The organism is Photobacterium sagamiensis (genome assembly GCF_050337085.1).
Lineage (GTDB): Bacteria > Pseudomonadota > Gammaproteobacteria > Enterobacterales > Vibrionaceae > Photobacterium > Photobacterium sagamiensis.
This window is the reverse complement of the sequence record NZ_JAKJSP010000007.1, coordinates 24,552-36,681: the sequence shown is the minus strand read 5'-3', so window position 1 is coordinate 36,681 and position 12,130 is coordinate 24,552. Positions and strand designations below refer to the sequence as shown.

At 44.3% G+C, this 12,130-nt stretch carries 14 protein-coding genes and 2 pseudogenes; 5 read left to right on the top strand and 11 right to left on the bottom strand.

Going from position 1 to position 12,130, the window contains the following annotated elements:
• Positions 1-67: 67 nt before the first annotated feature.
• The 3 genes from pntB to L4D76_RS00850 form a co-directional block, all read right to left on the bottom strand.
• Positions 68-1,441, bottom strand: a complete 1,374-nt coding sequence (gene pntB / locus L4D76_RS00860; RefSeq protein WP_428439039.1) for a Re/Si-specific NAD(P)(+) transhydrogenase subunit beta — start codon at positions 1,439-1,441, stop codon at positions 68-70.
• Between the two features lie 10 nt (positions 1,442-1,451).
• Entirely contained in the window at positions 1,452-3,008 is a 1,557-nt protein-coding gene (gene pntA, locus L4D76_RS00855) for a Re/Si-specific NAD(P)(+) transhydrogenase subunit alpha (protein ID WP_428439038.1), read from the bottom strand.
• 480 nt (positions 3,009-3,488) lie between these two features.
• Positions 3,489-3,770, bottom strand: coding sequence for an HlyU family transcriptional regulator (locus L4D76_RS00850; protein WP_428439037.1), 282 nt, complete (start codon positions 3,768-3,770; stop codon positions 3,489-3,491).
• Positions 3,771-4,345: 575 nt separating this feature from the next.
• Here L4D76_RS00850 and L4D76_RS00845 point away from each other — a divergent pair.
• A complete protein-coding gene (locus tag L4D76_RS00845) occupies positions 4,346-4,744 on the top strand; it encodes a transposase (protein WP_428439069.1) in 399 nt (132 codons plus the stop codon).
• Here the strand turns inward: L4D76_RS00845 and L4D76_RS00840 are convergent.
• The gene (locus L4D76_RS00840; RefSeq protein ID WP_428439036.1) at positions 4,741-5,610 is read right to left on the bottom strand and encodes an NmrA family NAD(P)-binding protein; all 870 of its coding nucleotides are present in this window, start codon (positions 5,608-5,610) and stop codon (positions 4,741-4,743) included. The genes L4D76_RS00845 and L4D76_RS00840 overlap by 4 nt on opposite strands.
• Before the next feature lie 63 nt (positions 5,611-5,673).
• Complete coding sequence (locus tag L4D76_RS00835; RefSeq protein WP_428439035.1) at positions 5,674-6,012, bottom strand: MoaF-related domain-containing protein; 339 nt, start codon at positions 6,010-6,012, stop codon at positions 5,674-5,676.
• A 125-nt stretch (positions 6,013-6,137) separates the two neighbouring features.
• On the opposite strand from L4D76_RS00835, the gene L4D76_RS00830 reads away from it, so the two are divergent.
• The gene (locus L4D76_RS00830; protein ID WP_428439034.1) at positions 6,138-6,269 is read left to right on the top strand and encodes a LysR family transcriptional regulator; all 132 of its coding nucleotides are present in this window, start codon (positions 6,138-6,140) and stop codon (positions 6,267-6,269) included.
• A gap of 243 nt (positions 6,270-6,512) precedes the next feature.
• On the opposite strand, the gene L4D76_RS00825 is transcribed toward L4D76_RS00830, so the two are convergent.
• The 3 genes from L4D76_RS00825 to L4D76_RS00815 all read right to left on the bottom strand — a co-directional run bounded on the left by L4D76_RS00825 (position 6,513) and on the right by L4D76_RS00815 (position 8,740).
• Entirely contained in the window at positions 6,513-7,274 is a 762-nt protein-coding gene (locus L4D76_RS00825) for an ABC transporter permease (protein ID WP_428439033.1), read from the bottom strand.
• Complete coding sequence (locus L4D76_RS00820; protein WP_428439032.1) at positions 7,271-8,197, bottom strand: ABC transporter ATP-binding protein; 927 nt, start codon at positions 8,195-8,197, stop codon at positions 7,271-7,273. The genes L4D76_RS00825 and L4D76_RS00820 overlap by 4 nt, the downstream gene beginning before the upstream one ends.
• A gap of 153 nt (positions 8,198-8,350) precedes the next feature.
• Positions 8,351-8,740 (bottom strand): hypothetical protein, encoded by a 390-nt coding sequence (locus L4D76_RS00815; protein WP_428439031.1) that lies wholly within the window; start codon positions 8,738-8,740, stop codon positions 8,351-8,353.
• A gap of 200 nt (positions 8,741-8,940) precedes the next feature.
• On the opposite strand from L4D76_RS00815, the gene L4D76_RS00810 reads away from it, so the two are divergent.
• Positions 8,941-9,864 (top strand): LysR family transcriptional regulator, encoded by a 924-nt coding sequence (locus tag L4D76_RS00810; protein ID WP_428439030.1) that lies wholly within the window; start codon positions 8,941-8,943, stop codon positions 9,862-9,864.
• Positions 9,865-9,962: 98 nt separating this feature from the next.
• Here L4D76_RS00810 and L4D76_RS00805 read toward each other — a convergent pair.
• Positions 9,963-10,127: pseudogene (locus tag L4D76_RS00805) on the bottom strand (IS256 family transposase); the annotation flags it as partial.
• A gap of 45 nt (positions 10,128-10,172) precedes the next feature.
• Between L4D76_RS00805 and L4D76_RS00800 the strand changes: the two are divergent.
• Positions 10,173-10,289: pseudogene (locus L4D76_RS00800) on the top strand (sigma 54-interacting transcriptional regulator); the annotation flags it as partial.
• 74 nt (positions 10,290-10,363) lie between these two features.
• Positions 10,364-11,344, top strand: coding sequence for an IS5 family transposase (locus L4D76_RS00795; RefSeq protein ID WP_428439029.1), 981 nt, complete (start codon positions 10,364-10,366; stop codon positions 11,342-11,344).
• A 23-nt stretch (positions 11,345-11,367) separates the two neighbouring features.
• Here the strand turns inward: L4D76_RS00795 and L4D76_RS00790 are convergent, their stop codons facing one another.
• Both L4D76_RS00790 and L4D76_RS00785 read right to left on the bottom strand, forming a co-directional pair.
• Entirely contained in the window at positions 11,368-11,571 is a 204-nt protein-coding gene (locus L4D76_RS00790) for a hypothetical protein (RefSeq protein WP_428439028.1), read from the bottom strand.
• Between the two features lie 233 nt (positions 11,572-11,804).
• Positions 11,805-11,996: a hypothetical protein gene (locus tag L4D76_RS00785; protein WP_428439027.1), complete on the bottom strand. Its 192-nt coding sequence runs from the start codon at positions 11,994-11,996 to the stop codon at positions 11,805-11,807.
• Positions 11,997-12,130: the final 134 nt, after the last annotated feature.

Genomic DNA, 12,130 nt, shown 5'->3' with positions numbered 1-12,130 from the left:
TTGCTTCACTTCAATAAAAAAAGGGAGCCAACTGGCTCCCTTTCATTTCAAAGAGTTATCAAACTTATTAGATATGCTCAATAATCTTCAAGCAACTATCTTTGGCATCGCCAAATAACATTTGCGTATTTTCTTTGAAGAACAGTGGGTTCTGAACACCTGCGTAACCAGGGTTCATTGAACGCTTGAACACGATAACGTGTTTAGCATTCCACACTTCTAATACTGGCATACCTGCGATTGGGCTGGTTGGATCGTCCATAGCCGCCGGGTTGACAGTATCATTCGCGCCTATGACCAGTACAACGTCTGTTTCGCCAAGATCATCGTTGATCTCATCCATTTCCAGAACAATGTCATAAGGTACTTTTGCTTCTGCAAGCAATACGTTCATGTGACCAGGAAGACGGCCAGCAACAGGGTGAATACCAAAACGGACATTCACGCCTCTCGCACGCAGTTTATCTGTAATTTCATGAACAGGATACTGAGCCTGTGCAACCGCCATACCATACCCTGGAGTAATGATGACAGAGCGTGCATCTTTCAGCATTTCAGCTACTTCTTCAGCTGACGCTTCATGGTGTTCACCTTGTTCTTCATCAGAAGACACTACAGCAACAGTACCAAAACCGCCTGCAATAACGCTTACGAATGAACGGTTCATCGCCTTACACATAATGTAAGACAGAATTGCACCAGAAGAGCCGACTAATGCGCCTGTTACGATCAACAGATCATTTGCCAGCATGAAGCCTGCCGCCGCCGCTGCCCAACCAGAGTATGAGTTAAGCATTGACACAACCACTGGCATATCTGCGCCACCGATTGAAGCAACCAAATGGTAACCGAAAACAAATGCGATAAGAGTGACAATAATAAGTGCGGAAGTAGAACCTTCAACATTTACAAAGTACATCATCAGTAGCAATGAAACGACTACTGCAGCTAAGTTAAGCTTATGACGATGAGGAAGCATCAGTGACTTAGAAGAGATAATGCCACGTAACTTACCGAAAGCCACAATCGAACCGGTGAAAGTAACAGCACCGATGAATACACCCAGGAAAATTTCCACGAGGTGAATATTCAATAAAGCGCCAGTTAGTTCGCCATGATCGAAGAAGGTGTTGAAACCAACCAGAACAGCCGCCAGACCCACGAAGCTGTGCAAAATAGCAACCAGCTCTGGCATCTCGGTCATTTCAACTTTTTTCGCCAAATAGAGACCAATCGCGCCACCAATGATCATCGCAAGGATGATCCAGCCAGCACCTTGAGCATCAGGGCCAAATACCGTCGCCACAAGCGCGATAGCCATACCGGCCATGCCGTAATAGTTACCTGCACGTGCGGTTTCCTGCTTGGAAAGACCCGCAAGAGACATGATAAATAGCACCGCAGCAACAATGTATGCCGCCTGTACGATTCCTGCAGACATGTGTTACTCCTTATTTATCTTTACGGAACATTTCAAGCATCCGTTTGGTAACAAAAAAGCCACCAAATATGTTGATACTTGCAATTAGAACGGCGATAAATGCCAGGAAGGTAACGAAACCTATCCCCTGACCAACCTGCAACAGTGCACCAACAATGATGATGCCCGAAATTGCGTTAGTCACTGACATTAATGGCGTGTGAAGTGCGTGAGTAACATTCCAGACAACGTAATAACCCACCACACAAGCCAGTACGAATACCGTAAAGTGTGCAAGGAATTCCGCAGGTGCGTAGCTCGCAACCCAACCAAATGCAGCAATACCCGCAGCCATTATTCCGTATTTTTTAACCGGAGAAGCCGGTTCTTCTTTGACTTCCACCGCTTTCTTAATTTCCTTTACAGGCACTTGCGGTGCTGCAGAAACTTTTATTGGTGGCGCGGGCCAGGTAACTTCACCTTCTTTAATAACTGTCAGACCACGTAACACTTCATCGTCAAAGTCGATGTCGATGTTACCGTCTTTTTCTTTACAAAGAAGTTTAATAAGGTTAACCAGGTTTGTACCATAGAGCTGAGATGACTGCGTCGGCAGGCGACCAACCATATCGGTATAACCAATCACTTTCACGCCATTAGCGGTAGTGATAACTTTATTGGCTTCGGTATACGCACAGTTACCGCCGTTTGCTGCCGCAAGGTCAACAATTACGCTACCCGCCTTCATTGAGTCAACCATTTCTTTGGTGATCAATTTCGGAGCAGGACGACCCGGAATAAGCGCCGTAGTAATGATGATATCAACGTCTTTCGCCTGCTCAGCGTATAACCGCTCAGCCGCTTTGTTGAACTCATCAGACATTTCTTTCGCGTAACCATCACCGGTGCTGGTGTCTTCCTTAAAATCAACTTCAAGGAAGTGTGCACCCATACTTTCAACTTGCTCCTTAACTTCAGGACGCACATCGAAAGAACGAACAATAGCACCAAGGCTACCCGCAGCACCGATAGCAGCAAGACCGGCAACACCCGCACCTGCCACTAACACTTTCGCTGGTGGTACTTTGCCCGCAGCAGTGATCTGACCGGTAAAGAAACGACCAAATTCATGAGCCGCTTCAACAACTGCACGATAACCAGCGATGTTTGCCATAGAACTTAATGCATCAAGTGCCTGCGCACGAGAAATACGTGGCACTGAATCCATCGCCATGACGTTGATTTTTTTGGTCGCTAGTTTTTCTAACAACTCTTTATTCTGAGCTGGCCAAATAAAGCTCGCAATACTTGCGCCTTCTTTGATCAGATCAAATTCATCAACGCCTGTTTCTTCGTTCACCTGAGGAGCATTTACTTTCAGAATAAGATCTGACTGCCATACTTCTTCAGTTGATACAATTGTCGCACCTGCGGCTTCAAAAGCGGCATTGTCGAAACTTGCGTGAATACCAGCATTTTGCTCTACAGCAACGCTGAACCCCATTTTTAACAGCTGCTCGACCGTTTTCGGTGTTGCAGCAACTCGCGTTTCATTCACGAGTATCTCTTTAGGCACACCAATCTGCATTTTTATTCCCTGAACATTGGCATAGAAGTATTGGCTTTGTATCCAACCAGCAAAGTAATATCAAGCACTTTGTAAGAAAAATACAAAAAACCCTAACAAATCGTTGTAATTAACAACGAATGTTACCTTCTAACAGAAAGAAAAGAACGTTTTTAACACATGGACAGAGGTCAAACCACGTTGAAAAATAACAATATACGCCTTAAACATTGCATAAATGCCATCTGAAACGCAGTAAACCACCAAATAGTCCAAAAAATACACACTTCGCATCTAATATGTATGTTTAAAACAAATCAAGAATAGATATTAAAGAACCGCTTAATATAAAGGGACATCAATTCTTGATGAAGCTGCCCTATTGGGCAATGGAAGTCTTGCTGTTTATTACAACTAACTATTTTAAAGCAAAATCACTAACCAGGAAAAACGCTAACTATTAACGTTTACCCCAGGCATTCAAAAAATCACGATCTGACTTCAGTTACCGAACATCTTATCGCCATTTTGATCAATGAACATTTTTGCTTTGTTCAACATGAATGTTTCAGCATCCTGGCGAGAGCTCAGCAGATCGGAACGAACAAAAGTATGCGTCTTAACTTCGCCCTCTATCTGTTTACAAATACGTCCCGCAATACGAAATTGACCACCTTCTGCGATTGGCTCGGGATAGATCAGATAACCTTCGTATTCCACAGGTTCAACTTCAACTGTTTTCTTTTTTTTGTCTAAACCAAACAGTTTTGAGAAAAAGCCCACTTATTCAGTCTCCTTGAGGCTGCCATCACATTCATCAACATCATGCCATACTCTTACAGAAAATAATTATACCAAGATTAAATTATGACAAAAAAATCCTATTAAAAAACCGACGCTGCGCAACAAGTGTTTAACAATCAGGATAAGAAATACTAGGTCTGTTTATCTGTCAACACTAATACAGTTATCTAGACAAAAACACACCTGCTTGAGTCAATGAGTGAGTGACGAACTCCGGCCACATAGGGCTGGTCTTAGGTAGCTCACTACAAATTCCTTTACAAAAGTTAGCAGTTTTGTAAATGATGGCTTTTCAGCTCATAATCCTTACCAAATCTCCCCCATTTTTCGTCTCAAATCCTTTACACTTTTTACCCTCTAACGCAATTACCGTAATACCCTCAGTTATCGTTCAACTGGTTCTTAATGAACCGCGTGACCACTCCTACGCATGTAAATTCTTCATCTGCTATTTTTCCTGCACGGTCATCTGTAAGGGCATACCAACTTCCTTTTTTAAAGAACATTTGGCAAACAAACCTCACCCCTTGATAATCAACTAAAGCGAGACACGCATCATTCGCAGGCGATCCGTTCTTGGTGCTCTTGATTATGCGGCAAACACTTTCCAATATGAAATCACAGACAAGAGTGTAACCCGGACTACCGTGGTGAAATTTCTAGAGCAAGTTGCCGAACAAGGCGATGATCGTTTGACCTTTATTGTTCTTGATAATGCCCGCATGCACCATGGGATCGATCAGAAAACCCTAGAACACTGGCTGATGCAACATTACATGATATTGGTCTATCTTCCGGCATACAGTCCGGAATTGAATCTGATCGAAATCCTTTGGAAACAGGCCAAGTATTACAGACGCCGCTTTATTACTTGGAGTAAAGAAACACTGGAAGCAGAAATCGCTGCCTTGTTAGATGGCTATGGCAACTTATTTGAAATAAGTTTTTCTTAGTTACTTAATAACAACGCGAAAGCCTCTTTAATTGACACATTCCCGTACACCGCTTCCCCCTCTCCAGAAAACACTATGTGATCAGTATTAAATCCGTACATCATCTCTTGAAAAGCCTGTGCGGTAACGTTAGGAAAACCCAAATTTTCAAAATAGGCTGCAATGGTGTCGGTGGGTACTTCGATGGCCTGAATGGGTTTACCCAACAATTCACTCAAGGCTTCAGCCGCATCTTGTGCTGAATAATCCTCTGGGCCGTGTAACTCGGTCAACGTTGGCGCGGCTTTATTAGCCATCAATAAACGTGCAGCCGTTACACCAATGTCCAATGATGAAGCCATCGGCCATTTTTTGTTCAGGGGAATAAACATCGAAGGCAATATGCCTTTTTCTTTCGCCGAGGCAATAGCACTTGCCCAATTATCCAAGAAGTTGGGGGCTCGGAGGATACTCACTGTCTGGCCTGATGCATGGATCTGTTGCTCGAAATCATAGTTGGTTCCAATATTGCCGGTACCCGTCGCGTGTTGCCCGCCAACCGAAGACAAAGCCACCACATGAGGAACATGCGCAGCTTTAACAGCGGCCAATAATGCTGCGTGCACTGTATGTGCTTTGGCAAACATATCGACCTCGAAATAGGCCGGCGGGTTCATCAAATATACGCCATCAACGTCTGTAAATGCCGCCGTCAGTGCGGGTACATCATCTACGTGGGCGATGACTGCTTCATATCCCAAATCAAACATGCTTTGCGTTTGTGCCGCACTACGAACCACTGCACGCACGTCATGCCCAGCAGCTTGTAACGTTTTGGCGACCACTTTACCTGTTTGTCCTGTCGCTCCAATTACTACAAATTTCATACTATGTTCCTCGTGTTCTACACTGTTTTAGGGCAACGACAGTTGCCGCATATTCCAATAAACTTACTTCTTAATTTCAAAGGTGGCTTCGCTCTTGTAACGTTTGCCATCTGGCATAACAAAATTCGCATAGACTTTTTTATTTTTATAGTCAAACACGTCAACCACATTTGCCCCGGTTTTCTCTGTCCAGGCCATTAAAATTAAACCTTTTCGTAATTCAAATCGATCTGCATTTTCCACCGATGTTTTCCCAATCTCTTCGGACGTAGGCGCGTTAAGATACGTCCAACGTAATTGGTCATTTAACAAAAATTCCATTTGAATGGTATAGCCAGCTACCGAATAAACAATCGTTTTAACAGAATGCTTTGCACCTGCTTGTGCTGTTGTTGTAGACATGCTTCCTGCAAACAATTATTGCTAGTGCATATGGTAGAATTAAGGCTAAATAAAAAATAGTCATTTAAAGTGATGTTCAGCATGCAATAAGCGCATGTAGATAACCTGACTGGGTCTAAATTAGTATGCAAAAAACACAATATGTTTACCAAAATGCCAACTTAAATAACCTTCCGTTTTTGGCCGCACTCATTGAGTATGGCAGCATCACACGCGCAGGCTCTGCTCTGGGCTTAAGTCAGCCAGCCGTATCATGACGCAGTTACGTAAACAGATAGGCGACCCGCTCTTAGTTCGTACCCGGCAAATTCATCACTAAAAATCAGGTTACTAAACACCTTTTTATCAAACGAAGGGATGGTAAGGGTTAAGATTTCAGAAAATTTTGCGTAAAACGATTCTGAATACATGTCTTTAAATAAATTGCTCATAGCGTCCTGTTTCATGTGGCGTTAAAAATACGCCCTCACTCATACTTTCAAGCACGTTGATATGGAAAATTAAGCTTTAATCCGATAACCGGTGCGAAAAATCCACGCAATGCCCCCCAGGCACAGTAGCAAAAACATCAGCGTCATGCCTAGGCTGATACCCACATTGACATCTGCCACACCGTAAAATGCCCAGCGAAAGCCGCTGATAAGGTAGACCACCGGGTTAAAGAGACTTATTGTCTGCCAAGGTTCTGGCAGCATATCGATAGAATAAAATGCCCCGCCGAGAAAAGTGAGCGGCGTAATTACCATCAAAGGGATGATCTGCAGCTTTTGAAAGTCATCCGCCCAGATACCGATAATAAATCCGCACAGGCTGAAGGTGAGCGCGGTCAGTACCAGGAACGCTATCATCCAGCCCGGATGGAGAATTGTATAGTCGACAAAAAAACTGGCGGTAGCGAGGATCAGTAAGCCAAGGAGTATCGACTTGGTTGCTGCAGCGCCCACATAACCGGCAACAATTTCAAACGGCGAAACCGGTGCCGAAAGCACTTCGTAAATGGTGCCGGAAAATTTGGGAAAAAAGATACCAAAGGACGCGTTGGAGATGCTTTCGCTCAAAAGCGACAGCATGATCAGTCCGGGAATAATAAAAGCACCGTAACTGACACCGTCGATCTCGCCCATCCGAGACCCGATAGCTGTCCCGAAGACAATAAAGTAGAGCGAGGTGGATAAAACCGGCGAAGCGATGCTCTGCATCAGAGTCCGCCTGGTGCGTGCCATTTCAAATTTGTAGATTGCCCGGATGCCGTGGATGTTCATGCCTGCTCCCTCACCAGTTTAATGAAAATTTCTTCCAGGGAACTCTCGCTGGAGTGAAGATCCTTAATGTCCATTCCTTGCTCTCCGAGACTACGTAACAGATCAGTAATACCGGTGTGTTCGAGCTGGCTATCGAAAGTGTAAGTCAGCGTATTGCCATCATCGCCAAGCTCCAGCTGATAACTGCTCAGCATCTCCGGCAGCTGGGTGAGCGGGGTTCGCAAATGAAGCATCAATTGTTTCTTGCCGAGCTTCTCCATCAGAACGGATTTTTCCTCCACAAGGATCAGCTCACCTTTATTGATTACGCCGATTCGATCCGCCATTTCCTCCGCTTCTTCAATGTAATGGGTGGTCAGAATAATGGTCACGCCCCGACCCTGCATCTCGCGCACCATTTCCCACATGTCACGGCGCAGCTCTACATCAACGCCAGCGGTGGGCTCGTCAAGGAAAAGGATCTCAGGTTCGTGGGACAGCGCCTTGGCGATCATTACCCGGCGTTTCATCCCCCCGGACAGCTCCATGATTCTAGCTTTCCTTTTATCCCATAACGAAAGCTGGCGCAGTAGCTGCTCGATATAGGCTGGGTTGGCCGCTTTGTCGAACAAGCTGCGGCTGAAATTCACCGTGTCCCAGACGCTCTCGAAGGAATCAGTGGTGAGTTCCTGTGGCACCAGGCCGATTTTGCTGCGAGCAGCGCGGTAGTCAGTGACAATATCGTGACCGTCAGCTGTCACGTTGCCCTGACTGGCGTTGACGATACCGCAGATCACGCTGATCAGCGTTGTCTTGCCGGCGCCGTTAGGTCCAAGTAGCGCGAAGATCTCCCCGCGCCGGATATCCAAGTCGACATTCCTGAGCGCCGTAAAACCGGTGTCGTAAATCTTGTAGAGACCCTTTACAGAAATGATGGAATGCACTGTTTCTCCTTACACTCTGATGAGTGCAAAATTTGTTGATCGCGCACGCTGGCGCTTTCGTCGCGTTACTGCAACCTCAGTCATCAGGATAGGACCGAATTGTCTCATGCAGTTACATAAGTAGTAGTTCCTAACTTCCGATTAGGCTATTGATTACAGAGCATGGGCACCTGTTTGACCAACTAATGTCATAGCAAAGGAACTATCTTCAAAGATTTTCAAGCGTAACTCCGTGGCATGTTGTGTTGATACGGGCTCGTCACGATCACGTTGTACGAATGGCTCAACATTTCGTACAGGCTCATTCAATGCTTGCTTGCGTAATTCAGTGGCACGTCGTGTTGATACTGACTCATCACGGTCTACTAACGGCTGCGGGTTAACTTTTACTTGATAAGTCGGCTCACCATCAAAGGCTTTCAGGCGGAGTTCACTCTCATAGCGATCGCTGACATTATGATCATGGTCATTACCTGGAGCGGCCATCGCAGTTGATGCTGAAACCAATAATAATGTGGATAGTGCAATTGTTTTAATAAGCATATTACAACCCTTTTGAATAACTAAACTTTTCGTTTTAATGTGATGAGGATGAAATGAGTATTTTGACTGGGGTGCATCTCATACCTCTTAATATTTACTAGTTGCTAACCGTTTCGATAGTGCTAGATTAAGGTGTGCGCAGTAAGGTTGAAACAATCGATTTGGCACAAGAGATGTGCATATATGCACAATAGAGGCGGATGAGTTTGACGCAGCGCGTTGGTGGAATAGCAGATAAAAAGATGAATTGGGATGATTTAAAGTTTTTCCTGGCATTGGCCAGAACCGGTACAGTCAGTGCTGCGGGGCGAGAGTTATCCGTTAAACATACGACCGTGGCAAGACGAATAGCCGCGTTAGAGAAACGTTTAGGCACTCGCTTATTTGATCACTTGCGCGATGGTTACGCCATGACGCATGCAGGCGAAGGGCTGTATGAGCACGCTTTGAAAATGGAAGAGCAAGTGCAAGCGATCGACAGACGGGTGTTTGGTTTAGATCACCAACTATCCGGAACGCTTAAACTGACTGGCGCATACGATGTAATAAGCCGTTTAGTGATCCCACAATTAGGGTTATTTACTCGTGCCTATCCCGGTATTGATTTGCATTTAATGGGCTCTGCCGGATTATTAGACTTATCTGCACGCCAGGCCGATATCGCTTTGCGCGTCACCGACAAACCGCCTGAGTATTTAGTCGGGAAAAAAATATTGCCTTTAGTCCATGGTATTTATGGCAGCACTAACTATTTGAATAAACAAAAAGACGTGCACGACGTTGTTATTTTTCACGATCAACAAGGAAAACCAGAATGGGTTCGCGAGCTTTTTAGCGATGCCAACGTTGTTATGAAGGTCGATGAAATGACCTCAATGCTCGCTTGCGTTAACAATCATATGGGGCTGGCAAGAATACCTTGCTTCGTCGCGGATCTTGAACCGAATTTACGACGCCTCGACGTGCCATTAACGCCTTCCACCTGGGGGTTATGGCTGCTGAGTCACGTTGATTTAAGAGCCACAGCAAAAGTACGAGTATGTAAGGAATTTATAGAAGATATTCTGGAACAACAACGTGACTTAGTCGAAGGAAATACGTCTCACTACTTTGAAGAAAAGTAAATGAGCCAGAGAATCTGAGGAGGGGGGGGGGCGGTTGTGTCGCAAACTGAAGTGGAGGGTTATGGACCCTGTAAATAATTCTGTGTAACTGCCATTGGTTACAAGTATTCAGTTAATCGGTCTTCGAACATAATCATAAAGTGGTTCAGGGCTTGTTTCCAGTTATGGATTGGCATTGTCCAACGTTTGGAAGCATCCTGAATCGCCAGATAAACAACTTTTCTAGCTGATTCATCCGTAGGGAACAATTTGCTTTTTTTTATCCCCATGACTCAGCAGGGTAAGTTACTCCGGGTGAATTTGAGTAGGTCGGAGATGATCAAACCCTCAAAGTTGATGTACGCATCGTGGCGGCAACCAATTGTAATCTGATCGATGAAGTCAGGGCTGGTCGGTTCAGGGAGGCTTTGTTGAAGCGCTCAAATAACCCTCAGTTTTTCTATACACATTGAGTTCAGTTATCATAGCCAGCCTTTCATTCCGCTTAGCTGTTTAACACATGCCTTACAAACACAATGACGCCAAACGCCATCATTTCAAGAAGCATACCTACGCGTTAAATAACTATAGTGAGTACAATCAGGCTCTCAGGCAACGCGGGCGGTTCGACATTTGGATATCTGAAGAGATCATCAGTAATTGGCAACATGATGAACGCGTTTATGATGGTACCGGTTCTTCTGTTAAGTATCCTGACACTACCATCGAAGCCTGCCACTACATTCGGTTGGTGTATAAACTTCCGCTACGTCAAGCTCCGGGATTGATTGAAAATTTACTGATGAAGCTTGGCATGGACAAGCTTCAATGCCCTGATTATACGTTGTTATCAAAGCGGCTGAAGCAGCTCAATCTCACGACGCCACGTTTTAGAAAGAATGAAAAATCAGACGACAAAATTGCAGCGATAGCCATTGATTCAACGGGACTCAAGAGGTTTGGTATGGATGAATGGCACCAGGAAAAACATAAGGTTAATGCAAAACGAAGCTGGCGAAAGGCGCATTTCGCTGTTGATGAGGCTCACTTCATTCAGAGCGCAGTCCTCACCGATAAAAATACCATGGATGATCAGGTTGTCGGGGCTTTATGTCAGTCCATCATTACGGATGTCGAGCACGTAAGTGCCGACAAAATGTATGATACCAATGCGGTGTACCAAACGCTTGAAGAGAACTTCCCGAATGCTGAGATTGTTATTCCGCCGAAAGACAATACGTTTGCAGATGAGGCTCATCACCCTAAGAGGATGAGTAACCTGATAGGTTGCTTCGCACTTGGCATTATCGGTTGGCAGAACGTGCGGCAATACGGGAAAAGGAATATCTCAGAAACTGCCATGCAACGTTACAAGAAGATAATAGGCAATACATTACACAGCAGAGAGTTTGAAAATCAGTCAAAGAAAATGTTACTCGGTTGTTCTATTTTAAATCACTTCACTCACCTCGGGATGCCCAATAGCTACCGAATCGACTAACCGTATCAAAAGACCACGTAGCTTTAGTGCTGCAACAAAGCCGTGAAGTAGCGATAAATAAACAGCAGTGTTTTTCCGTAAGTCAGCCGAGTATTAAAAGCACGGTCAGAAAACGATGTGCTGAGGTGATTACTAAGGAAGAAACAAGCTGGTAGCATGTTCTCATCGACAATGCAGACGTCACTGCGGTTTCCCAGATCCTTGTGAATTACCAGCGAATAATCCATTACAAAAAATCTCATTGGTTAACTAATTATCGACCATTTTAGTGTAACCTTGCATTTTGTAAGATAAATTCCGCTAACACTTGAGTTTTACTGTGTTATTTAGACCAAAGATTCTTTACAATTTTTTTGTTCAGGATAATACATTGTTGACAGATAAACAGAGGGCTTAAGTGCAGATACAAAAAACGCCAGCAAATGCTGGCGTTTTATAAGTATTCTTTTGATATGTATCGTTAACGATAAAGACCGATATCTTTTTGAAGATGTGACGGTAAATCAGATACATTGTATTGCTTTGGTGCTGTTGAACCACCAAATAAGATATCTACTACGTGTGCAATCAATCCTTTGATATTAACCGCATAGGCTCTCTTATCCATTGCGGTAGGAGTTGCGATGGTGTCGAAGTTCATTACCTGTGCCATGATTGCCTCTTCATTTTTGGTTTCTTATTTAACTGAAGTAATATTAGCCGCTTTTATTGCGCCTCAAAAATGACAAAATCTCCATGTCAACATTAGTTTTTATAATGTGTTAAAGAAGGTTTAAATAGCACTTT

Excerpts from the sequence above, each read along its gene's own strand:
- L4D76_RS00815 (WP_428439031.1), bottom strand. The coding sequence starts at position 8,740 with ATGCTTATTAAAACAATTGCACTATCCACATTATTATTGGTTTCAGCA.
- pntB (WP_428439039.1), bottom strand. The coding sequence starts at position 1,441 with ATGTCTGCAGGAATCGTACAGGCGGCATACATTGTTGCTGCGGTGCTA.
- L4D76_RS00795 (WP_428439029.1), top strand. The coding sequence starts at position 10,364 with ATGCCTTACAAACACAATGACGCCAAACGCCATCATTTCAAGAAGCAT.
- L4D76_RS00825 (WP_428439033.1), bottom strand. The coding sequence starts at position 7,274 with ATGAACATCCACGGCATCCGGGCAATCTACAAATTTGAAATGGCACGC.
- L4D76_RS00790 (WP_428439028.1), bottom strand. The coding sequence starts at position 11,571 with ATGGATTATTCGCTGGTAATTCACAAGGATCTGGGAAACCGCAGTGAC.
- L4D76_RS00835 (WP_428439035.1), bottom strand. The coding sequence starts at position 6,012 with ATGTCTACAACAACAGCACAAGCAGGTGCAAAGCATTCTGTTAAAACG.
- L4D76_RS00840 (WP_428439036.1), bottom strand. The coding sequence starts at position 5,610 with ATGAAATTTGTAGTAATTGGAGCGACAGGACAAACAGGTAAAGTGGTC.
- L4D76_RS00830 (WP_428439034.1), top strand. The coding sequence starts at position 6,138 with ATGCAAAAAACACAATATGTTTACCAAAATGCCAACTTAAATAACCTT.
- L4D76_RS00785 (WP_428439027.1), bottom strand. The coding sequence starts at position 11,996 with ATGGCACAGGTAATGAACTTCGACACCATCGCAACTCCTACCGCAATG.
- L4D76_RS00810 (WP_428439030.1), top strand. The coding sequence starts at position 8,941 with ATGAGTTTGACGCAGCGCGTTGGTGGAATAGCAGATAAAAAGATGAAT.
- pntA (WP_428439038.1), bottom strand. The coding sequence starts at position 3,008 with ATGCAGATTGGTGTGCCTAAAGAGATACTCGTGAATGAAACGCGAGTT.